This window comes from Novosphingobium resinovorum (assembly GCF_001742225.1).
Lineage (GTDB): Bacteria > Pseudomonadota > Alphaproteobacteria > Sphingomonadales > Sphingomonadaceae > Novosphingobium > Novosphingobium resinovorum_A.
This window is the reverse complement of the sequence record NZ_CP017077.1, coordinates 1-20,591: the sequence shown is the minus strand read 5'-3', so window position 1 is coordinate 20,591 and position 20,591 is coordinate 1. Positions and strand designations below refer to the sequence as shown.

The window sequence follows — 20,591 nt, the reverse complement described above, 5'->3', positions numbered from 1 at the left end:
TGCTGCTGGCCCCGTGTGCCGCCGTGATTAACACGGGGGGATGGCGCCTGACCGCGCGGGCTTACTGCGCTGCCTTCGTCTCGGTATTGAGCCGCTTGACAAGTTTTTCGAGCTCGTTGGCATTGAGAACCCATGTCCCCGGGTCTTGCGGCCTTCGCGGAACACGGGCTGCGTTGGCAGGATGCGTGCCTGCTCGTTGGTGAAAGGCTTGAAGAGCGAGAAGTGCATGGCGCATTCGAGGAGCAGTCCGATCACCGGCGTCCTGCCATCCAGATCGAACATGGTCTCGGACTTGTCCCAGAAATGTTCATCATTGGGCGCGGCTATCGCGGATCATCACGAATTCAAGGGCTGAATGCCGACACCCGCGCGCATCCCTTCTTCGGCATTTTGCTTTAGCACACGCAGTGATCGCTTGATGATCGGCAAAACGTTTGATAGCGAAACAGTGTGTTCAAATAAGAGACTCAATCAGTATGGCGATTGAACTGGTAGATCGGACGATCTTGGTCAGCGGCGGCGCACGGGGCCTGGGAGCGGCTTTCGCGCAGGCTTGCGCAGAAGCTGGCGCGCGTCTCGCAATCGCGGATATCGATGGCGAGGGCGCCGCCAGCACCGCGCAGCAACTTCGCGCGAACGGTTGCGACGCCGAGGGCTTCGCGGTGGATATCGCCGATGCCGATTCCGTCACTGCGCTCTCGGCCGAAGTCGAGCGACGCATGGGCGGGATCGACGGGCTGCTCAACAACGCAGCGCTGGCGACCGGTATCGGTGGCAAGACCTTCGAGGAAATCGACATCGATCAGTGGGACCAGGTCATGCGCATCAACGTGCGCGGCACCTGGCTGATGACCAGGGCTTTCGCGCCCATGCTGCGCCGTTCCGCCAAGGGCGGGCGTGTGCTCAACATTGCCTCGGACACTGCACTCTGGGGCGCGCCGCGCCTGTTGCACTATGTCGCGAGCAAGGGTGCGGTAATCAGCATGACGCGCTCGCTCTCACGCGAACTGGGCGAGGACGGGATCACCGTCAACGCGCTTGCGCCCGGGCTCGTGCGGGTCCCGGCGACCGACTATGTGCCCGAGCAGCGCAAGCAGTTCTACGTGGACGGTGCCGCGATTCGCCGCCCGCAAGTGCCGCAGGATACCGTCGGCGGGGCCGTGTTCCTGCTCAGCGATGCCAGCGCGTTCATTTCAGGACAAATCTTGCCGGTGAATGGCGGCCTGATTTCCGCCTGATCGCTTGATTTCTCCAATATTGTCAACGGCCGTCGTAGCGATACGTCGGCCGTTTCCGTGCGCCGGGTTAAGCGCTGCCGCGACTGGGCGCCGATCACAAAGACCATTGACAAAAACCACATTTGACGGTTTGATTGCAATACAAACACCGTTTGAAATACGAAACAAACGTCGCATCACAGGTCAGGGAGTTTTCCATGTTCAGCCGCAGTGCATTCACGAGTTCCATGCTGGCGATCGCCGTCGCCGCTTTGCCGCACGTCGCCGCCGCGCAGGATGCGCAGGCGCCCGCCGCCGAGAACGAAGGCCTGGGCGAGATCGTCGTCACCGCCACAAAGCGTTCGGAAGACTCCCAGAAGACCGCCACCGCGCTGCAGGTCTTCACGCCTGACCAGCTCAAGAAGAACGGCATTGCCGACGTCTCGGGCCTGACCACGGTTTCGCCCAGCCTCAACATCGGCGCCAGCTCGGGTGCGGCGTTCCTGTCGATCCGCGGCGTCGCCAGCCGCGACTTCACCGAGATCGGCGACAGCGCCATCGCGGTCAGCATCGATGACCAGTACCTGCAGCGCCCGACCGGCATCAACGCCAGCTTCTACGACCTGGAGCGCATCGAAGTGCTGCGCGGCCCGCAGGGCACGCTCTACGGCCGCAACGCCACCGGCGGCGCCGTGAACATCATCACCAAGAAGCCGACCGACCAGCTTGAGGGCTACGTCTCGGTCGAGGGCGGCAACTACGACACGATCAACGCCGACGCGGCCGTCAACATTCCCATTGCACAAGGCGTCGCGATGCGCGCCTCGGCGGTCTCGCGCTACAACGACGGCTTCCGCAACAACGGCGATGCCGGTCGCGGCGACAGCACCAACGTCAAGGGCGGCCGCGTGCAGTTCCTGCTGACGCCGACCGATCGCCTCAAGGTCCTGCTCAGCGGCGACTACATGCACCTGGGTGGTTCGGGCGCGGTCTACGACGGCGTCAAGCTGACCACCGTGAACGGCGTCGTCACCACCACCCCCAAGGACAAGGCCGGTGCGGCGACCCACTTCGACCTGAGCACGCGCGGCAAGATGGACACCACCAACATCCGTGCGCTTGGCCGCGTCGACTACGACCTCGACTTCGCGACCGTCAGCTCGATCACCGGCTACATGAAGCAGGACCTGTTCAGCCGCTGGGACAACGACGGCCAGGCCGACAAGTACTACATCTATACCCGTGACGAGGTGTCCGAGGACTTCAGCCAGGAGCTGCGCATCGCCTCGAACAACAAGTCGGGCTTCATCTGGCAGGCGGGTCTCTACTACTTCAACGAAGACCTGACGCTCGCCAACTTCTTCGACAACGACGTCAGCGGCTCGCCGGTCAACCTGCGCGAATACCACTATGACGTGACCACCCGCTCGAAAGCGGCGTTCGGCCAGGTGTCGTACGACCTGCTCGACAACCTGCGGGTCTCGGGCGGCATCCGCTACACCGAGGACATGAAGAGCCGCAAGGGCTACAGCTGGGTCGGCAGCCTGACGCAGGACACCAGCGACGGCGTTGCCGAGCGCACCTACGGCACCGACGACACCCGCGCGAAGTGGACCAAGGTGACCTGGCACGGCGGCATCGACTACACGCTCAGCCCTGAGAACATGATCTATGCCAAGGTCGACAGCGGCTACAAGTCGGGCGGCTTCAACAACTTCGGCCTCGGCAACTACGATCCCGAGACGCTGATCGCCTACGAACTCGGTTCGAAGAACCGCTTCTTCGACGACAAGCTGCAGGTGAACCTCAGCGCCTTCTGGTATGACTACAAGGACCAGCAGGTCTCGCAGGTCATCGGCGCCGACACGATCGTCGTCAACGCTGGCAAGTCGCGCATCAAGGGCATCGAGGCGGAGACCGTCGCGGCGCTGTTCGCGGGCAGCCGCATCGACTTCTCGGTCACTTATCTCGACGCCAAGTATCGCGACTTCTGCACCAACAAGACCACGGCCGGCGTCTGCACCGTGGACTACCAGGGCAACTACCTCGTCCAGTCGCCCAAGTGGTCGATCAACGCCGGCATCCAGCAGAGCTTCGCGGCGCTGGGCGGCGAGTTCACCGCGCGGGCGCAGACGCAGTACCGTTCGGAACAGTGGATGAGCTACTACAACCGCTCGACCGAACGCCAGGGTTCCTACACCCGCACCGACCTCAGCCTCGAGTACGTGCCGGACGATACGAACCTGTCGGTCCAGGCCTATGTCCGCAATCTCGAGAACAGCGTCGTGCTGACCGAGGCGGCGCAAAGCGGCCTCTACGGCGCCATCCGCAGCCAATACGCGCCGCCGCGTACGTATGGTGTGCGCGCGACCTTCCGCTGGTAAAACGGCGAGGGGGCGCGGCGCCTACCCATCCTCCTCCCAACTGCCGCGTCCCCTTCTTTCCTTACCTTAGGAGATCACCGATGCCGCGCATGACGTCCATCCTCGCCCTGTCTCTCGCCACGCTGGCCGCCCATCCGGCGGCGGCGCGCGAGGGCAAGGCGCAGCAGCCCGAGATCGGCACCCGATCCGCGCCGGTGCTGACGGTGGACGGCCTGCGTTTTCGCGACCTCGACCGCAACGGCCGCCTCGATCCTTACGAGGACTGGCGGCTGCCCGCGGCGAAGCGCGCGAAGGATCTGACCGCGCGCATGACTGTGCCCGAAAAGGCGGGCATGATGATGCATGCGGTGAATTCGGGCTATTTCGGCGCGGGGGGCACCGTGCTCGACCAATTGGCTCCGCCGCCTCCCGGCGCGCTCAAACCGCCGGTCAACGTGACGGGCGTGCCCGGCTTCGATCGCGCCGACAAGCCGAGCCCCCGCGATCTCATTCTCAATCGCCATGTGCGCTATATCATGACCTCGCCGGGCGGTTCGCCCGCCGATGCCGCGCGCTGGGCCAATGCGCTGCAGGAGATGGCCGAAAGCGCGCGCCTGGGCGTGCCGATCGTGTTCAGCGCCGACCCGATCCACACCACCAACCGCCTGCCGGGCGGCGCGCTGCCGCCGCCGGACCGCGTGAAGATCACCTCCAGCTGGCCCGACCAAATCGGGCTCGGCGCGGCGCGCGACCCGGCGCTGACGCATCGTTTCGGCGAAGTCGCCTCCGCTGAACTGCGCGCGATGGGCTTTCGCATGATCCTCAACCCGATGGCCGACGTGGTCAGCGAGCCGCGCTGGAATCGCATTCCTGGCACCTTCGGCGAGGATGCGAAGCTGAACGGCGAACTCGCCGCGCAGTTCATCCTGGGCGCGCAGGGCACGAAGCTGGGCCCCGATGGGATCATGGCGACGGTCAAGCACTTCCCCGGCGACGGCCCGGTGGAGCACGGCCTCGATCCGCACAATCCCTATGGCAAGAGGCTAGTCTATCCCGGCAAGCTGCAAAAGCTGCACTACGAAGCGTTCGCGCCGTCGTTCCGCGCAGGCGTGGCCTTCGCGATGGGCAGCTACGGCATCCCGACCTGGACCGACACCGTCGCCTCCAGTTTCTCGCGCAAGGTTATGACCGACCTGCTGCGTACCAAGATGCACTTCAAGGGCGTGGCCATCACCGACTGGATGCATGCCCAGCCCTGGGGTCTGGAAGACGAGCCGAAGATCGAACGCGAGCGGCGCATGGTCTGGGCGGGGATGGACCAGCTCGGCGGCGAGCACGAGACCTCGTACATCATCGACCTCGTCAGGCAGGGCAAGCTGACCGAAAAGCGCATCGACGTCTCGGTGCAGCGCGTGCTCGAACCGATGTTCGCGATGGGGCTTTTCGAGAACCCCTACGTCGATCCCGAAGCTGCGCTGCGCGTGGTCAAGGCGCCCGAATACGTGGCCGAGGGCGAGCTGGCACAGCGCAAGTCCATCGTCCTGCTCAAGAACGCGGGCGGCGTCCTGCCGCTGGCGCCCGGCAAGAAGGTGGCGCTGGAAGGCTTCGCCGCGACGCCCACGGCGCTGGCGGGCAGCGTGACCGATGCTGCCATGGCCGACGTCATCGTCGTCAAGGTCAACGCGCCTTATGCCGACAACAAAACCGGGCAGGCCTTCTTCGTGCGCACCCATGAAGGCACCCCCGTCTTCGCGGGCGCCGACAATGCCGATGAGCTGGCGATGATCCGCAAGGCCGTCGCCACCGGCAAACCGGTCGTCGTGGTCATGAGCATGGAGCGTCCTGCCGTCCTTGCCGAATTCATCGACACCGTGCCCGGCATGATCGCCACCTTCGGTTCGGGCGACGACGCGCTCGCAGATGTGCTTACGGGCGCTTTCAATCCCACGGGCAAGCTGCCCTTCGCGCTCCCCGCCGACGCTGCCTCCGTCGAGCAGCAGGCCGAGGACGTGCCCTTCGATTTCGCGGCTACCGCGTACCCGTTCGGCTTCGGCCTTTCCTATCCTCCCCGGAAAAACTGACACCATGGAAGTGATCGACACCCCAATGACGCAGACCGCAGCGACCACCGAGACGCAGACCACCGTTGGCGCCCTGATCGCGCAGCTGCTGGCGCACTGGGGCGTCAGCCACGTCTTCGGCGTCATCAGCATCCACAACATGCCGATCCTCGACCCGCTGGGCGAGCAGGGCGCGATCCGCTACATCTCCGCGCGGGGCGAGGCCGGCGCGCTCAACATGGCCGACGCGCATGCGCGCGTCACCGGCAACCTGGGCGTCGCGTTCACCAGCACCGGCACCGCAGCGGGCAACGCGGCGGGTGCGATGGTCGAGGCGCTGACGGCGGGCTCGCCCGTCATGCACATCACCGGGCAGGTCGAACTGGAGCACCTCGACCTCAACCGCGCCTACATCCACGAGGCGCCCGCGCAGATGCAGATGCTGGGCGCGGTGTCGAAGGCCGCCTTCCGCATCACCTCGCCCGATCAGGTGATCGAGACGATGCGCGCCGCCGCCGAAGCCGCGCTGTCGGCGCCCACCGGCCCGGTTTCGATCGAAATTCCGGTGGACGTGCAGGCTGCAGCCATGCCGATGCCCGCCGTGCTGCCTGAACTCTCGCCCAGGCGCCCCGCCACCGATGCGGCAAAGGTCGCCGCGCTGGCGGGCATGCTCGCGGCCGCGAAGAAGCCGGTGATCCTGCTGGGCGGGGGTGCACGCGGCGCCGAGGCCGAAGCGACCGCGCTGGCCGACAAGGGCATCGCCATCGTCACTTCCACCAACGGTCGAGGCGTCGTCGCCGAGACGCACGCCATCTCGCTGGGCGCGTTCAACTGCACGAAGGAAGTGCAGGCGCTCTACGACGAGGCCGACCTGATGATCGTCGCCGGTTCGCGTCTGCGCGGCAACGAGACGTGGATCTACAAGCTGCGCCTGCCCGCCAAGGTCGCGGTGATCGACGCCGACGAGACCTCGGACGGCCGCAGCTACGCCAACGACCTGTTCATCCACGGCGACGTCAAGGCGACTTTCGCGGGCCTGCTCGAGGCGCTGGACGACAAGACCTACGACGCCGCATGGGGTGAGACCATCCGCGCCGCGCGCGACGTGATGCACGCCGCCATGCGCAAGAGCCTGGGCGCCTACGACCGCCTCGTCGACGAGATCCAGGCCCGTCTCCCCGCCGATGCGGCATGGGTCCGCGACGTGACGATCTCCAACTCGATGTGGGGCAACCGCTTCCTGCAGGTCGGCAACACCCGTGCAGGCGTCCATGCCGTCGGCGGCGGCATCGGGCAGGGCCTGCCGATGGCGATCGGCGCGGCCTTCGGCACGCCCGGCGGCGCCTATGCGCTGAGCGGCGACGGCGGCCTGACCCTGTGCCTCGGCGAACTCGCCACGCTGGCCGAGGAAGACCCCGACGTGACCCTCGTGCTGATGAACGACAAGGGCTACGGCGTGATCCGCAATATCCAGGACGTGGAGTACGGCGGCCGCCGCCACTACTCGAACATCCGCGTGCCGGACTTCGCGATGGTCGCCGCCTCGATCGGCCTGCGCCATGAGAAGGTGAGCGACATCGCCGAAGTCGGCGCCGCGCTCGACCGCGCGCGCGCAACGCCGGGCGCCGCCATCGTCGAAATCGACATGCTCGCGATCGGCGCCTACCCGCAGGCCTTCGCCGGCCCGCCGCGCAAGGACTGAGCATGGCGAGCATCGCACCCCCGCGCATCGGCCTGATCGGCGACGGCGGCATTTCGCGCGCCGTGCGCAAGGCGCTGGGCGGGGCCGCGCCGATCGTCGGCATCCTCGCGCGCTGCCCGCGCGAGGGGCTGGACGAGGCGCTGCGCGTCGAGACCGTGGCCGACCTGCTGGCCCGCGCCCCCGACGTCATCGTTGAGTGCGCGGGGCACGAGGCGGTGCGCGCCTATGGTGCCGACGTGCTGCGGGCCGGACTGTCCCTGATGATCGTCTCCACTGGCGCGCTGGCCGATCCGGCGCTCGCGGAGACACTGTCCGCAGCGGCCGAGGAAGGCGGCGTACAGCTCGTCCTCGCGTCGGGCGCGATGGCCGGGATCGAGGGGCTTTCCGCTGCGCGTCTGGGCGGGCTGGAGCGTGTGCGCTACACCGGTCGCAAGCCTGCGCTGGCATGGCGCGGTACGCCTGCCGAAGATCTCCTCGACCTCGCCGCGCTGATCGAACCTGCCGTGTTCTTCCGGGGCGATGCGCGCGAAGCCGCGCTGACGTACCCGAAGAACTCCAACGTCGCGGCCACCGTGGCGCTGGCAGGCATCGGCTTCGACCGTACCGAGGTGGAACTGGTTGCCGATCCGACGATCGCCACCAATGTCCACGAGCTGAGCTTCGAAGGCGCCGACGGCTCCTTCGAAGTCCGCATCGCCGGTGCGCCCTCTGCGGCCAACCCCAAGACTTCCGCGCTGACTGCGCACAGCATCGTGCGCCTGCTTCACGGCATGGCAGCACCGATCGTTATCTGAGAACTTGTCAGGACTTTGGCCATGACCCAGCTGCTTTCCGACGTCGACTTTTCCGAAATCTGCGTGGGCGGCCTGTTCGGGCCGGGCAGCGGCGGCACCGCGCGCAGCATCGATCCGACCGACGGCACGCTGGTCGCCGATTACGGCATCGCCGGATTGGACAATGTCGAGGACGCGGTGGCGATGGGGCAGGCTGCCATGGCCGATCCGGCGTGGCGTAATCTCAAGGCCCATGAGCGCGCCCGCGTGCTCTACCGCATCGGCGACATGATCGAGGCCCATGCCGACGCGATCGCCGCGCTGCAGACCCGCGACACCGGCAAGACCCTGACCGAAACCCGCGCCCTCGCGATGTCGGCGGCGGGCACCTTCCGCTATGTCGCATCGACGCTCGAGACGCTCGACGAGGACCTGACGCCCTCGCGCGGGCCGTGGGTGACGATGTCCGTGCACGAACCGCTTGGCGTGGTGGCTGCCATCACGCCGTGGAATTCCCCGATCGCCAGCGACGCCCAGAAGGTCGCACCCGCGCTGGCGGCGGGGAATGCCGTGATCCTCAAGCCCGCCGAATGGACGCCGCTGGTCTCGCTGTTCTTCGCGCGGCTGGCCTACCGCGCCGGTCTACCCAAGGGGCTGCTCTCGGTCCTGCCGGGGCCGGGCCGGGTGATCGGCGATGCGCTGGTGCGCCACCCGCTCGTCAAGAAGGTCTCCTTCACCGGCGGCACCGTCACCGGCGTGCGCATCGCGGAAATCGCGGCGAGCAAGCTGATGCCGGTCTCGCTCGAACTGGGCGGCAAGTCGCCCACCATCGTCTTCCCCGATGCCGACATCGAGGAGGCGATCGCGGGCGTGCTCTACGGCGTGTTCAGCTCCACCGGGCAGTCGTGCATCGCGGGTTCGCGCCTGTTCGTGCATGAAAGCATCCGCGAGGAGTTCGTCAGCCGCCTGGTTGAGCGCGCGAAGGCGCTGCGCATGGGCCGGGGCGATGCGCCGGGCACGCAGATGGCGCCGATGATCCACCACCGCCACCGCGACCATGTCGCCGCGATGGTCGATGCCGCCGTGGCGGCGGGCGCGCGCGTGCTGTGCGGCGGCGAAGTGCCGCAAGGCGAATTCGCCGAGGGCGCGTGGTATCCGCCGACGATCCTCGACACCGTGACCAACACCGACACCATCTGCCGCGAGGAAGTGTTCGGCCCGGTGCTGGCGGTCCTGTCGTGGCGGGACGAGGAAGACCTCGTCGCGCAGGCCAACGACAACGAATACGGCCTCGCCTGCGGCATCTGGACACGCGACTACAAGGCCGCCTGGCGCATCGCGCGCCGGATCGAGGCAGGCACGGTCTGGATCAATACCTACAAGCAGTTCAGCTCCTCCACGCCGTTCGGCGGCGTGAAGGACAGCGGCCTCGGCCGTGAGAAGGGGCGGCACTGGATTCAGGCCTACATGAACCAGAAAGCGATTTACTGGGGAATGTCCGAAGAACCCATAGGCTGGGGTTGATCCAGGGGTAATTGCCAGTCAAAGACTTCGGCTCCTGTTTAGTAGTCGAGACACGATGACCCATCCCGAAACTTCGCCGGATATCGACGAGCGCTACATCGTGCCCGGCCTCGTCAGGGGTCTGCAGGTTCTGCAAAGTTTTACCCGCGAACGACAGGAACAGACCGTCGCCGAAGTGGCGCGCCAGATCGGCGCGACCCGCTCGACCGCGTTCCGGCTGGTCTATACGCTTGAATATGCAGGCTATCTGCGGCGCATCGCGGACGGCAAGCGTTACCAGCTGGGCAGCCGGGTGCTGGAACTCGGCTACAGCTTCCTCGCGGGGAAGGATCTGATCGAAGTCGCCAACCCAATCCTTGCGCACCTGCGCGACGACACTGGCACTTCGACGCATCTGGTGGTGCGCGAAGGGCGCGACGCGGTCTACATCGCGCGGTTCCAGGGCAACACCAGCCTCATCAGCGCCGTCACCGTCGGCTCGCGCCTGCCCGCGCACGCCACCGCGCCGGGCCGCGTCCTGCTGGCGAACATGAGCCTGTCGGAAGTCGTGGCACTCTACGAGAGCTTCGAGTTCACCAAGTACACCGACGCCACACCCGACAGCATGGGCGATCTCGTCAGCCTCGTCGAAGGCGACCGCAAGCGCGGGACGGTGGTGAGCTGGGGGTTCTACGACAGCAACGTCGCCAGTGTTGCGGTGCCGGTCTATGACGCCTCGGGCGAAGTGGCGGCAGCGATCTCGATCAGCTGCCCGATCAACACTTTTGATCGCGAGACGTTTGAGGGCCGCATCTCCACGCAAGTGGAGCGCGCGGGCATGGAGATTTCGCGCGGGCTGGGGTACCGGGCAGGGATGTGAGGGCTACTTCAGCTCCGCACCGACCCCGTTCCTCACCGCGTCGCGCAGGCGCCGCAGGAACTTGAGCGTGGCGGCCGAAGGATCGTCCGCCGTTTCGTGCAGCACGCGGATACCCCACTGGCTCAGCACCATCTGCTGCACCGGGTCCTGCTTGGGTGAGAACACAAAGGACGGCGGCCGATCGCGCTCGCGCCCCGATTCCTGCCACATCTGCCACAGCCGGTAGAGCAGCATGCGGATGTTGAGGTCCGACATGCTGTAGCCCAGGAACAGCAGCGTGCGGCCCATCGCGTCGGCCTTGAACTTGATGTCGAGCGGGGAGTCGAACGCGAGGCGGCGGAAGTAGTCGGTTTCGGCCAGGACCAGCGATTCGTCATCGTCGAAGTCGCCGTGGAATTTGATGATCTGCGGCAGGCCCCGCTCGGCGTTGACGATGTCGCTGGTGTTGGCGACCTTGACGAACTCGCGCGCGTGCGCCTGATAGGCGATCTCAAGGTTGTTGTCGTAGTTGGTGGTGTAGACCAGCGGGAAATCGAGATCGACGATGATCTCGTGGATTTCCGATTCCCGCACCTTGTCGCTGCAGACCGACCAGGTGCGGTCCATCCAGCTGCGCAAAGGGCCGATGCTGCCGTTCTTGAGGCGGTAGTATTCCGATAGAGTCTGGTAGGACCAGCCGGACTGGTGCGGCATGTCCTCCAGCCCGAGTTCGCGCTTCATGTGGTCTATCAGCTCGTGCCACGAAGGCAGGCCGACGCTCATCGAAAGGCCGGCGCCGGCGAACAGCAGGACGCGCCGGTCCCGCACCGCCGCCGCAAGCTCCTCGAAGCTGGCGACGATCATGCCGGTACCGGCTCGCGCTTCGTCACCGGCAGCAGCGCCAGCGCGCAACAGGCCGCTGCCATCAGGCCGGTGGCGATGGTCATCACGGCGCCGTAGCCGCCGCTGGCGTCGCGTACGAAGCCGAACAGCGCCGGGCCGATCGACGAGCCGACGAGGAACGCCGCCAGCAGGTAGCCGTAGATCGCCGCGAAGGCGCGCTGGCCGAAGTAGCGGCTGATGAACAGGGCGATGACGTCGCTCTCCGCGCCGAAGCCGAGGCCGATCGTGAGTGCCACCATGACCAGCAACCCCATACCCGCATGCGCGCCCACGCTCACCGCCAGCACGAAGCCCAGCGCCGAGCAGGCGAAGAAGGCGATGGCGACGCGCGGCACCGGGAAGTGGTCCGCCAGCCAGCCCACCAGCACGCGGCCCGCGATCGTCGAGAGGCCGTAGGCCGAGGCGACGGCGGCGGCCTGCCCGGTGCTGAGCCCGTGGTCGAGCGCCAGCAGCGAGATATGCGGCACGATCCCGGTGAGCGCCACCGAGGCGAGCAGGATCGCTGCCGCCATCAGCGCGAATTCGCGGGTGCGGCGCGCTTCCGCCAGCGTCAGGCCGGCGACGGCGGTGGTGGAGGCGAGGGTGGCGGTCACGGCAGCCGGACGTGCCAGCGCCAGGTTGCAGAAGAATGGCACCGTCATCACCAGCAGCGCCAGCGCCGAGAGCGCGACGCGCCAGTCGAGAGCCGAGAGCAGGGCGCCCGCGATCAGCGGCATCACCACGTAGCCGACGCCGAGGCCCGCTGCCGCGATGCCGATGGCAAGGCCGCGATGCTGCACGAACCAGCCGGTGATGAGCTTGGAATAGCTGATGCTCTGAGTCGCCACCGTCGTTGCACCCCATGCGAAGGTCACGGCGTACAGCAGCGGCAGGCTTCCCGCCAGATAGGCGAGCGCCGGGAACCCGAGGGCCAGCGCGATCATTGCCGGGAAAAGCAGGCGGCGCACGCCATGCCGGTCGAGCAGCGATCCCGTCAGCGGCGAGACGAGCACGCCTGCGACGTTGAAGAAGGTCAGCGCCAGCATGATCGCGCCGCGGCTCCAGCCGTGTTCGGATACGAAATGCGGGGCGAACAGGCCGAAAGTGCCGAAGATCATCGGGCCGGGGCTGAAGGCGAGGCCGATCACCGCGGCGGCGAGCACGCGCCAGCCGGGATAGCCCAGGTTCGATTCCGCAAGTGCGGAGCCGTCAGATGTCATGGATGCGGCCCTCATGTATCATAATTGAGACGGATTATTCCTATGTCAAACATATCGCCTTGCAAAGCCCGAAATCGGAGTCTCGAAACCGGACGCAATCAGCCCCGCTTGACAGGTAGGCTTCGTTGCGGCACCAATCCCATATCGTAGACAATGGTTCGTATATCAAACATGAGGGTCGCGATGCGGTACAATCTCTATCTCGCCGAAACCGGCGACGCCAAGGGCGGCGGTCGCTTCATCGAAGAGCCCGATCAGGTTGACAACTTCGTCTTCCAGACGCGCGGCGGTCCGCTCGATCCGTTCGAGCAGGCGCTGTCGCAGGCCCTGACCGCCGCGTTCGATGCCGGCGCGTTCGAGTTTCCCGAACTCGTCGCCGCGCTCAATGCCGGCGGCAGCCGCGCGCCTGACGGCGCCGCGTGGACCGAGCCGACGCTCGATGCCGAACTCGATCGTCTCGGCCAGGCGCTCTTCCAGCCCGTTTCCGGAGGCATCGCCGCATGAACGCTCCCGCCAAGATCGCAGCGAGCCCCATCACCGCAGGCCAGCGCCTTAACGAAGGCCTGCGCGAGATGTGGTATCCCGTCGCGCCCAGCTGGATGCTCCAACAGGCGCCGCTGGGCCTGACCCGCCTGTCGCAGCGCATCGTCCTATGGCGCGACGCCGACGGCGGCGTGAAGGCGATCGACGACCGCTGCCCGCATCGCGGCGCGCGGCTGTCGATGGGCTGGAACCTGGGCGACCGCGTCGCCTGCTGGTACCACGGCGTCGAAGTGAACGGCGAAGGTCGGATCGAGGACATTCCCGCGCTCGCCAAGTGCGTGATGAAGGGCCGCCAGCTCAACCGTGCCTTCCCGGCAGTGGAACGCGCAGGCGCGATCTTCGTCTGGTTCGGCGAGGGTGAGCCTGCGCCGCTCGAACTGCCTGAGGAAATCTCCGGCGGCGAATGGGCCGACATCCTGTGCACCGCGCACTGGAAGTGCAACTGGCGCTATGCCGTCGACAACGTCATGGACCCGATGCACGGCGCGTACCTGCACGCCCAGAGCCATTCGATGGCCGAAGGCGACAAGACCGCGACCATGCGCGCGCGCGACACCGAGTCCGGTTTCGTCTTCGAGAAGACCAACCAGACCGGCGTCAACTTCGACTGGACCGAAGTGGGCGTTACCGGCGCGCTGTGGCTGCGCCTGTCGATCCCCTATGGCAAGTCGGCAGGGCCGGGCGGCTCGTTCGGCATCGTCGGCATGGTCGTGCCGGTGGACGAGACCAGCTGCCGCGTGTTCTTCTGGCGCTGCCGCAAGGTACAGGGCTGGTCGCGCAATGCGTGGAAGTTCCTCTACCGTGCGCGTCTGGAATCGCTGCACTGGGACGTGCTGGAGCAGGATCGCCTGATCCTCGAAGGCATGGACGACAAGGCCCGCGAACAGGAAGCGCTCTACGCCCACGACGGGGGCATCGTGCGCCTGCGCCGCATGCTCGACCAGCTGGCGGCGGCCGAAGTCGCGAGCGCGTCCGAGCCTGCCTGCGAGCACGAGCGGGCCTGAGCCCATGCCCGAGTCCTCCCTGGAACGCGGGGTCAGGGTGCTGCGCCAGTTCGGGCGCGAGCGGCCCCGGCTGGGCGCCGCCGATCTCGGCGCGGCGCTCGGCATCCCGCGCTCCAGCCTGCACCGGCTGCTGGCCGAGATGGTCGACATGGGGCTGCTGCGGCGCGACGGCGACGGGCGCTATGCGCTCGACGCCGGGGTGTTGCTGCTGGGGCACGAATTCCTCGCCTCGCAGGATGTCGTCGCGCTGGCGCGGCCGGTGCTGGAAGCGCTGAGCGCGAGCACCGGCTGGACCACCAACCTGGCGGTTCGGCAGGGCGCCTCGATCCTCTACCTCGTGCGCTGCCGGGGCGAGGGCGCGGTGACCGAGAACGTCTCGGTCGGCGCCACGCTGCCCGCCCACGCGACCCTGATGGGGCGCGTGCTGCTGGCCGGGCTGGCCGGCGCGGACGTTGCGGCGCTTTACGAAGCCCATGTCTTCGGCGATCGCGGCGATGCGGTGCCTTCCTCGCTGCAGGCCTTGCTGGAGCAGCTTGAACGGGACCGCGCCGCCGGGTGCCTGGCCAGCGACGGCTATTACGAGACCGGCCTCGCCGTCGTCGCCGCGCCGGTGCGCGAGCGCGGTGACAGCATTGCCGCCGCGATCAACGCCACCCGCGCGGGCGCCAGCGCCGCCGAGGCGGTGCGCGTGCGCGCCGCGGTGATCGAGGCGGCCGATACCATTTCTGCGCTGATGGGCGGATCGCCTGCAGCGTTCGTCAATTCCAATGGAGAACGGGCATGGCCCTCCACGACAGCAGCCTGACCGGCATCGAAGCGGTCCAGTTTTCGACCACCGACCTTGCCGAAGCCACGCGTTTCCTCGGCGATTGGGGCCTGACCGACGCGGGCAGCGATTCCGCCTGCCTGCGCTACGTCACCCGTGACGGCGCCGAAGTCGAAGTGCGCCACTGCGACGATCCGGCCCTGGCACCCGGCGTGGAAGAGGGCGCCAGCTTGCGCGCCGTCACCTGGGGCGTGACCGACGAGGCTGCACTTGCCGCGCTGGCGCTGCGTCTTGGCAGCGATGCCGCGCCGGACGCCGATGGCCTGCTCAGCATCAAGGATCCCACCGGCTTCACCCACCGCTTCCGTGTGCGCCAGCGCGGCGAAGCGGTAGCGGATGTGCAGTTGGTCAACGGCCCCGGCCGCGCCAATCGCGTGGACAGCCGCTCGACGGTCTACACCAGGCCCGCGCCGATCGGCATCGGCCATGTCGTGTTGTTCATCGATGACCTTGACGCGACGCTGGATTTCTTCACCAGGCGCCTCGGCTTCGTGGTCAGCGACAGCTACCCCGGCCACGCCGCGTTCCTGCGCTGCCGCACGCCCGGGCCGCACCACGATGCCTTCGTGCTGCGTCGTCCCGGCAAGCCCGGCGTCAACCACGTGGCCTTCACCGTGGGCAACATCCACGAGGTCTTCGGCAGCGGCCTGTCGATGAGCGCGAAGGCCTGGACCACCGATATCGGTCCGGGCCGCCATCCGATCTCGTCGGCCTATTTCTGGTACTTCCGCAGCCCGATGGGCGGCTCGTGGGAGTTCTACGCCGACGACGACTACTGCACCGCCGACTGGGTGCCCAGCGAGTTCGAGCGGAGGCCCGAACTGTTCGCCGAATGGGCCATCGCGGGCGGCATTGACGGCAATACACGGCGCCAGGCACGCGGCGCCTGATCTCGAAATCTCAGGAGGAACAGTGATGGAAGACACCGCAGCGCCCGCGCGCAACAAGATCGTGCCCGAGGGCAAGACCCTCGCCGAATGGGTCGACAGCCGCCTGGCGCGCTATGAGACACGCAAGCTGGACTGGAACGCCCTGAAATTCCAGGCCGACTTCGATCCCAAGTACAAGCGCGCCCAGATGCGCTACGTCGGCACCGGCGCCACCGGCGTTGCCAACGACACCAACACCGTCGCGGCAGAGCACTTCACCTTCTCGACGATGGTGCTCCCCGCAGGCTGCGAAGGCCCGCTCCACCTCCACGACGACGTCGAGGAAGTGTTCTTCATCCTGAAGGGCAACAAGGTGAAGCTGATGTTCGAGGCCGAGGACGAATATTACGAGACCTACGTGCGCGAGCGCGATCTCGTCTCGGTCCCGGCGGGCATCTATCGCGGCCTCGTCAACGAGGGCATCGAGGAAGCGCTGATGATCGTGTGCCTGGGCACCAACGTTCCCGAGACGCCGACGTATCCGCCCGAGCACCCGCTCTCGCAGGTGAAGCGTCCCAAGCCGATCAACGCGGACGCATAATGGACCTCGCGCCGCCTGATCTTTCCGCACGCCTCGACGCCATTGCCCCGCTGCGCGAAGGTGCCGAGTTCAGCTGGCGCGAGGCCGGAGAGGGCACGCGGACGCCGCTCGTCCTGCTGCACGGCATCGGCTCCAATGCCGGAAGCTGGGTGGGGCAGTTCGAGGCGTTCGCCGCCGAGCGGCGGGTGATCGCCTGGAATGCGCCGGGGTACGGCGGCAGCGTGCCCTTGCCGGCCGCTGCTCCCGTCGCCGGGGACTATGGCGGGGCCTTGTGGCGCCTTATGGACCACTTGGGTGCCGCTCAGTGCATCCTTGTCGGGCAGTCGCTGGGGGCGATCATGGCGACGGCGGCGGCCCGGATCGCACCGTCGCGGGTGGCGGCGCTGGTGCTTGCCAGCCCGGCGACCGGCTATGCGGTGCCGCCGGGCGCGGACCTCCCGGAGACCATTTCGCGGCGGATTTCCGACATTCGCGAGCTTGGCCCCGAAGGCATGGCCGAGCGCCGCGCCATGCGCCTCGTCACCGACAAGGCCTTGCCCGAAGTGCGTGCGCTGGTGCGCAGCGCGATGGCATCGGTGAACCCGGACGGCTACGAACAGGCGGTGCGCCTGCTCGCCGCCAGCGACCTCCCGGCCTTGCTGGATGGCGTCTCGCTGCCCGGTATGGTGGTGTGGGGCGGGGAAGACGTGGTGACACCGCCCGCCGGCTGCCGCCGCATCGCCGAGGCCTTCGTGGGCGCGCAAGGCATTGAAATACCGGGCCTTGGTCATGCATTTGCGACCGAAGGCCCGCAGCAATTCAACGAGGCGATCCGGCCGGTCCTGGCCGCCGTCGATCGCGCAAGAGGAAACTGAAGCTATGGATCTGGGTCTCGCAGGCCGCGTCGCGGTCGTCACCGGCGGATCGTCCGGCATCGGCCTCGCCACCGCACGCCGTTTCCTCGACGACGGCGCGAGCGTGGTGATCTGTGGCCGTGATCGGGAGCGCCTGGACAGCGCCGTCGCGAAGCTTGGCGGCGGGGACAATCTCCATGCCGAAGCCTGCGACGTGCTCGATCCCGAGGCCGTGCAGCGCCTGGCCGAGAACACGGTCAGTCGCTTCGGCAAGGTCGATATTCTCGTCAACAATGCCGGGCAGGCGCGCCTGAGCACGTTCGCCAGCACGCTCGACACGGACTGGGACGCGGAACTGAAACTCAAGTTCTTCAGTGTGATACATCCAACCCGCACGTTCCTGCCGTTGCTGCAGGCCAGCGATGCGGGCGCGGTCGTGGTCGTCAATTCGCTGCTGGCGCGCCAGCCGGAACCGCACATGGTCTGCACTTCCGCTGCGCGGGCCGGTGTGCAGAACCTGGTCAAGTCGCTCAGCGTCGAACTGGCGCCCAAGGTGCGGGTGAACTCCATCCTCATCGGCACCGTCAACAGCGGTCAGTGGGAGCGCCGCTACAGGGAGCGGGCGGCTCCGGGCGTCACGTACCAGGAATGGCTCGCCGGTCTCGCGCGCGAAAAGCACATTCCGCTGGAGCGCTTCGGGGAACCGGAGGAGACGGCAGCGGCGATCGTATTCCTGGCATCTCCTGCTGCGGGCTTCATCACGGGCGCCGCGCTGGAAGTGGCGGGCGGCGTTTCGCGGTTCGCATGATGGGCTTCGCTCTCGGCAGGCGCAGCCGTCGACGGGCGCTCTGCACGCTCGCCTTCGCCGCCGCCGCCATTCTCGGGCAGCCTGCGCTTGCCCGGCCCGCTGACAAGGTCACGTACCTGTTGCCCGCGCCCAGGGAGGCGATCGTGCTCGCCCCGTTCCTGCTGGCGGAGCAGGAGGGGCGCTACCGCCGCGGAAAGCTGGACGTCCGGTTCGTCATGGTTCCGGGCGGCTTCAACGTCGGCGAGGCTCTGGCGCGCGGCGAGGGCGATCTTGGCGGGGCCAGCGGCGATACGCCGATCCTGCTGCGCGCGGCGGATCTACCGGTCAAGGGCATCGCGCTGCTGGGCCGGCATTCTTTCCTCACGCTTGTCACGCGGCACGACAGCTTCGAGACGTCGGGTAGCTTCGAGGGCAAGGCCATCGATGTGCCGTCGCTGAAGGACACCTCGTATTACGCGGTGCAGAAGATGGCGGAGGGCTCGCCCGGAAGCTCCCTGCGGATCAGCACGCAGGCGCGCCCTCCGGCCGAACTGATCGCCGCGCTCGGTTCGCGCCGCATCGATGGATTCATCGGGACGGTCGACTGGGGCGTGAAGGCCGAACGCGAGGGCGTCAGGCTCGACTACCGGGAACTGGATGCGATCTATCCGGCGATGGCGCAGGCGATCATGGCGTCGGAAACCACGATCGCGGCGAAGCCGAAGGTCCTGCGCAGGTTCGTGCGTGCGACCCTGCAGGTGATCCGGCAGATTGCCCGCGACCCGGAGGGGGCAGCGATGCGCTATGAAGCTGCAGTCCCCTCCAGCGGTTATAGCCATGCTGAGATCGTGCGTATTTTCGGGTTGCTCGCCACACATGTCTACGGTGATCTGAAGTTATTGGGGCGTTTCAACGAGGCGACTGTTTGCTCCGCCGAAGGCGAACTGTTGGAACGCAAGCTGGTGATACGTCGTCGGTCGGCCTCTGACTATTTCACAAACTCGATCGTCGGGCGATAACGTGGGAAGCAATTTGCAAGACACGGTGGCGGGCCTTAACACGAACGGTAAGGGCAGAGCCGACGTCGTCATTGTGGGAGCGGGACATGGGGGAGCGCAGTGTGCGCTTGCCCTGCGCCAGAACGGGTTCACCGGAACCATCACCGTCATCGGCCGCGAGCCGGAGCATCCTTACGAGCGTCCGCCGCTCTCGAAGGAGTACTTCGCGCGCGAGAAGACCTTCGACCGGCTATACATTCGCCCGCCGACGTTCTGGGCCGAGAAGGAAGTGATCTTCAGGCTCTCCACCGAAGTCACCAAGGTGGACGCCGAGGCGAAGGAACTGACGCTCTCGAACGGCACGACCTTCGGCTACGGCAAGCTGGTCTGGGCGACCGGCGGCGATCCGCGGCGCCTGTCGTGTGGCGGCGCCGAGCTTGCGGGCGTCCACGCGGTGCGCACCCGCGAGGACTGCGACACGCTGATGGCCGAGGTCGATGCGGGCACGAAGAACATCGTCGTTATCGGCGGCGGTTACATCGGGCTCGAGGCGGCGGCGGTGCTGTCGAAGATGGGGCTGAGCGTGGTCCTGCTCGAAGCCCTGCCGCGCGTGCTGGCGCGCGTCGCGGGCGAGGAGCTGTCCGAATTCTATCAGAAGGAACACCGCGATCACGGCGTCGATCTGCGCACCGGCGTTGCGGTGGAATGCCTCGAAGGCGACGGCCACCGGGTAACGGGCGTGAAGCTGGTCGATGGTGAGGTGATCCCCGCCGAGGCGGTGATCGTCGGCATCGGCATCGTCCCTGCCGTGGGCCCGCTGATCCTGGCGGGCGCCTCGGGCGCCAACGGCGTGGACGTGGACGAGTTCTGCCGCACCTCGCTGCCGGACATCTACGCGATCGGCGACTGCGCGGCCTTCGCCTGCGACTATGCGGGCGGCACGGTGATGCGCGTGGAATCGGTGCAGAACGCCAACGACATGGCGACGTGTGTGGCCAAGGCGATCTGCGGGGACGAGAAGCCCTACAAGGCGTTCCCGTGGTTCTGGTCGAACCAGTATGATCTCAAGCTGCAGACGGCCGGGATCAACATGGGCTTCGACCAGACGGTGACGCGCGGCGACGTCGAGGGGGCGCAGCTTCTCGGTGGTCTACCTCAAGCAGGGCAAGGTCGTGGCGCTGGACTGCGTGAACATGGTCAAGGACTACGTGCAGGGCCGCAAGCTGGTCGAAGCGGGCGCGACGCCCGATGTGGGGCGCCTTGCCGACGCGGGCGGGCAGTTGAAGGACCTTTTTGCGGACTGAAGGATTCGTCGATTACCGACTGCACGCAGTGATGCGGCACTTCCGCCTCGCTCGGGCTGTACAGCACACGGCGATCTTCGAGCCGCGCAAGCAGTTGCGCTGCAACGTCGCGCTCGGCCGTGGGCGCTTGCCACGACGCCCCGAAAAGCGGCGTCGAGAAGCCGGTTAGACGCGCTGTCCATTGCCCGATCCTGCCTGCCATCAGCCTCTCCCGTCACCGGCGCGATGATAGGGAGGTTCGCGTGTC

General features: G+C 67.0%; 17 protein-coding genes and 2 pseudogenes. 16 read left to right on the top strand and 3 right to left on the bottom strand.

The annotated features are described in order from the left end of the window. Positions 1-61 precede the first annotated feature (61 nt). A pseudogene (locus BES08_RS34210) lies at positions 62-314 on the bottom strand (hypothetical protein). Positions 315-476: 162 nt separating this feature from the next. Between BES08_RS34210 and BES08_RS25100 the strand changes: the two are divergent. The 7 genes from BES08_RS25100 to BES08_RS25070 all read left to right on the top strand — a co-directional run bounded on the left by BES08_RS25100 (position 477) and on the right by BES08_RS25070 (position 10,498). Then, a complete protein-coding gene (locus BES08_RS25100; protein ID WP_069709617.1) occupies positions 477-1,238 on the top strand; it encodes an SDR family oxidoreductase in 762 nt (253 codons plus the stop codon). Positions 1,239-1,435: 197 nt separating this feature from the next. Next, positions 1,436-3,601 carry a TonB-dependent receptor gene (locus BES08_RS25095; RefSeq protein ID WP_069709616.1) on the top strand — a complete coding sequence of 722 codons (2,166 nt, stop codon included), beginning with the start codon at positions 1,436-1,438 and terminating at the stop codon, positions 3,599-3,601. A gap of 80 nt (positions 3,602-3,681) precedes the next feature. Next, complete coding sequence (locus BES08_RS25090; RefSeq protein WP_069709615.1) at positions 3,682-5,661, top strand: glycoside hydrolase family 3 protein; 1,980 nt, start codon at positions 3,682-3,684, stop codon at positions 5,659-5,661. 4 nt (positions 5,662-5,665) lie between these two features. Further along, entirely contained in the window at positions 5,666-7,342 is a 1,677-nt protein-coding gene (locus BES08_RS25085) for a thiamine pyrophosphate-binding protein (protein ID WP_231958421.1), read from the top strand. A gap of 2 nt (positions 7,343-7,344) precedes the next feature. Then, the gene (locus tag BES08_RS25080; RefSeq protein WP_069709614.1) at positions 7,345-8,136 is read left to right on the top strand and encodes an aspartate dehydrogenase; all 792 of its coding nucleotides are present in this window, start codon (positions 7,345-7,347) and stop codon (positions 8,134-8,136) included. A 21-nt stretch (positions 8,137-8,157) separates the two neighbouring features. Next, positions 8,158-9,639 (top strand): aldehyde dehydrogenase, encoded by a 1,482-nt coding sequence (locus BES08_RS25075; RefSeq protein ID WP_069709613.1) that lies wholly within the window; start codon positions 8,158-8,160, stop codon positions 9,637-9,639. Positions 9,640-9,694: 55 nt separating this feature from the next. Continuing rightward, positions 9,695-10,498: an IclR family transcriptional regulator gene (locus tag BES08_RS25070; RefSeq protein ID WP_069709612.1), complete on the top strand. Its 804-nt coding sequence runs from the start codon at positions 9,695-9,697 to the stop codon at positions 10,496-10,498. Positions 10,499-10,501: 3 nt separating this feature from the next. Here BES08_RS25070 and BES08_RS25065 read toward each other — a convergent pair whose 3' ends face one another. Both BES08_RS25065 and BES08_RS25060 read right to left on the bottom strand, forming a co-directional pair. Next, complete coding sequence (locus tag BES08_RS25065) at positions 10,502-11,341, bottom strand: SIR2 family protein (RefSeq protein ID WP_069710161.1); 840 nt, start codon at positions 11,339-11,341, stop codon at positions 10,502-10,504. After that, positions 11,338-12,579 carry an MFS transporter gene (locus BES08_RS25060; RefSeq protein ID WP_069709611.1) on the bottom strand — a complete coding sequence of 414 codons (1,242 nt, stop codon included), beginning with the start codon at positions 12,577-12,579 and terminating at the stop codon, positions 11,338-11,340. Before BES08_RS25060 ends, BES08_RS25065 begins: the two co-directional genes overlap by 4 nt. A gap of 183 nt (positions 12,580-12,762) precedes the next feature. On the opposite strand from BES08_RS25060, the gene BES08_RS25055 reads away from it, so the two are divergent. The 9 genes and pseudogenes from BES08_RS25055 (at position 12,763) to BES08_RS25015 (ending at position 20,344) form a co-directional block, all read left to right on the top strand. Then, entirely contained in the window at positions 12,763-13,083 is a 321-nt protein-coding gene (locus BES08_RS25055) for a recombinase-like helix-turn-helix domain-containing protein (RefSeq protein ID WP_197524524.1), read from the top strand. Then, on the top strand, positions 13,080-14,126 hold the full coding sequence (locus tag BES08_RS25050) for a Rieske 2Fe-2S domain-containing protein (protein ID WP_069709609.1): 1,047 nt from the start codon (positions 13,080-13,082) through the stop codon (positions 14,124-14,126). Before BES08_RS25055 ends, BES08_RS25050 begins: the two co-directional genes overlap by 4 nt. 4 nt (positions 14,127-14,130) lie before the next feature. Next, the gene (locus BES08_RS25045; RefSeq protein WP_083274810.1) at positions 14,131-14,931 is read left to right on the top strand and encodes an IclR family transcriptional regulator; all 801 of its coding nucleotides are present in this window, start codon (positions 14,131-14,133) and stop codon (positions 14,929-14,931) included. Then, complete coding sequence (locus BES08_RS25040; RefSeq protein WP_069709607.1) at positions 14,907-15,842, top strand: VOC family protein; 936 nt, start codon at positions 14,907-14,909, stop codon at positions 15,840-15,842. The genes BES08_RS25045 and BES08_RS25040 overlap by 25 nt, the downstream gene beginning before the upstream one ends. 25 nt (positions 15,843-15,867) lie before the next feature. Next, positions 15,868-16,422: a cupin domain-containing protein gene (locus BES08_RS25035; RefSeq protein ID WP_069709606.1), complete on the top strand. Its 555-nt coding sequence runs from the start codon at positions 15,868-15,870 to the stop codon at positions 16,420-16,422. After that, the gene (locus BES08_RS25030; protein WP_069709605.1) at positions 16,422-17,276 is read left to right on the top strand and encodes an alpha/beta fold hydrolase; all 855 of its coding nucleotides are present in this window, start codon (positions 16,422-16,424) and stop codon (positions 17,274-17,276) included. The genes BES08_RS25035 and BES08_RS25030 overlap by 1 nt, the downstream gene beginning before the upstream one ends. 4 nt (positions 17,277-17,280) lie before the next feature. After that, positions 17,281-18,063: an SDR family oxidoreductase gene (locus BES08_RS25025; protein ID WP_069709604.1), complete on the top strand. Its 783-nt coding sequence runs from the start codon at positions 17,281-17,283 to the stop codon at positions 18,061-18,063. Further along, positions 18,060-19,061: an ABC transporter substrate-binding protein gene (locus tag BES08_RS25020; RefSeq protein WP_083274809.1), complete on the top strand. Its 1,002-nt coding sequence runs from the start codon at positions 18,060-18,062 to the stop codon at positions 19,059-19,061. Before BES08_RS25025 ends, BES08_RS25020 begins: the two co-directional genes overlap by 4 nt. 25 nt (positions 19,062-19,086) lie before the next feature. Then, a pseudogene (locus tag BES08_RS25015) lies at positions 19,087-20,344 on the top strand (NAD(P)/FAD-dependent oxidoreductase). Positions 20,345-20,591 lie beyond the last annotated feature (247 nt).

Excerpts from the sequence above, each read along its gene's own strand:
- BES08_RS25085 (WP_231958421.1), top strand. The coding sequence starts at position 5,666 with ATGGAAGTGATCGACACCCCAATGACGCAGACCGCAGCGACCACCGAG.
- BES08_RS25065 (WP_069710161.1), bottom strand. The coding sequence starts at position 11,341 with ATGATCGTCGCCAGCTTCGAGGAGCTTGCGGCGGCGGTGCGGGACCGG.
- BES08_RS25035 (WP_069709606.1), top strand. The coding sequence starts at position 15,868 with ATGGAAGACACCGCAGCGCCCGCGCGCAACAAGATCGTGCCCGAGGGC.
- BES08_RS25050 (WP_069709609.1), top strand. The coding sequence starts at position 13,080 with ATGAACGCTCCCGCCAAGATCGCAGCGAGCCCCATCACCGCAGGCCAG.
- BES08_RS25080 (WP_069709614.1), top strand. The coding sequence starts at position 7,345 with ATGGCGAGCATCGCACCCCCGCGCATCGGCCTGATCGGCGACGGCGGC.
- BES08_RS25055 (WP_197524524.1), top strand. The coding sequence starts at position 12,763 with ATGCGGTACAATCTCTATCTCGCCGAAACCGGCGACGCCAAGGGCGGC.
- BES08_RS25025 (WP_069709604.1), top strand. The coding sequence starts at position 17,281 with ATGGATCTGGGTCTCGCAGGCCGCGTCGCGGTCGTCACCGGCGGATCG.
- BES08_RS25030 (WP_069709605.1), top strand. The coding sequence starts at position 16,422 with ATGGACCTCGCGCCGCCTGATCTTTCCGCACGCCTCGACGCCATTGCC.
- BES08_RS25095 (WP_069709616.1), top strand. The coding sequence starts at position 1,436 with ATGTTCAGCCGCAGTGCATTCACGAGTTCCATGCTGGCGATCGCCGTC.
- BES08_RS25020 (WP_083274809.1), top strand. The coding sequence starts at position 18,060 with ATGATGGGCTTCGCTCTCGGCAGGCGCAGCCGTCGACGGGCGCTCTGC.
- BES08_RS25070 (WP_069709612.1), top strand. The coding sequence starts at position 9,695 with ATGACCCATCCCGAAACTTCGCCGGATATCGACGAGCGCTACATCGTG.
- BES08_RS25100 (WP_069709617.1), top strand. The coding sequence starts at position 477 with ATGGCGATTGAACTGGTAGATCGGACGATCTTGGTCAGCGGCGGCGCA.
- BES08_RS25090 (WP_069709615.1), top strand. The coding sequence starts at position 3,682 with ATGCCGCGCATGACGTCCATCCTCGCCCTGTCTCTCGCCACGCTGGCC.
- BES08_RS25045 (WP_083274810.1), top strand. The coding sequence starts at position 14,131 with ATGCCCGAGTCCTCCCTGGAACGCGGGGTCAGGGTGCTGCGCCAGTTC.
- BES08_RS25075 (WP_069709613.1), top strand. The coding sequence starts at position 8,158 with ATGACCCAGCTGCTTTCCGACGTCGACTTTTCCGAAATCTGCGTGGGC.
- BES08_RS25040 (WP_069709607.1), top strand. The coding sequence starts at position 14,907 with ATGGCCCTCCACGACAGCAGCCTGACCGGCATCGAAGCGGTCCAGTTT.
- BES08_RS25060 (WP_069709611.1), bottom strand. The coding sequence starts at position 12,579 with ATGACATCTGACGGCTCCGCACTTGCGGAATCGAACCTGGGCTATCCC.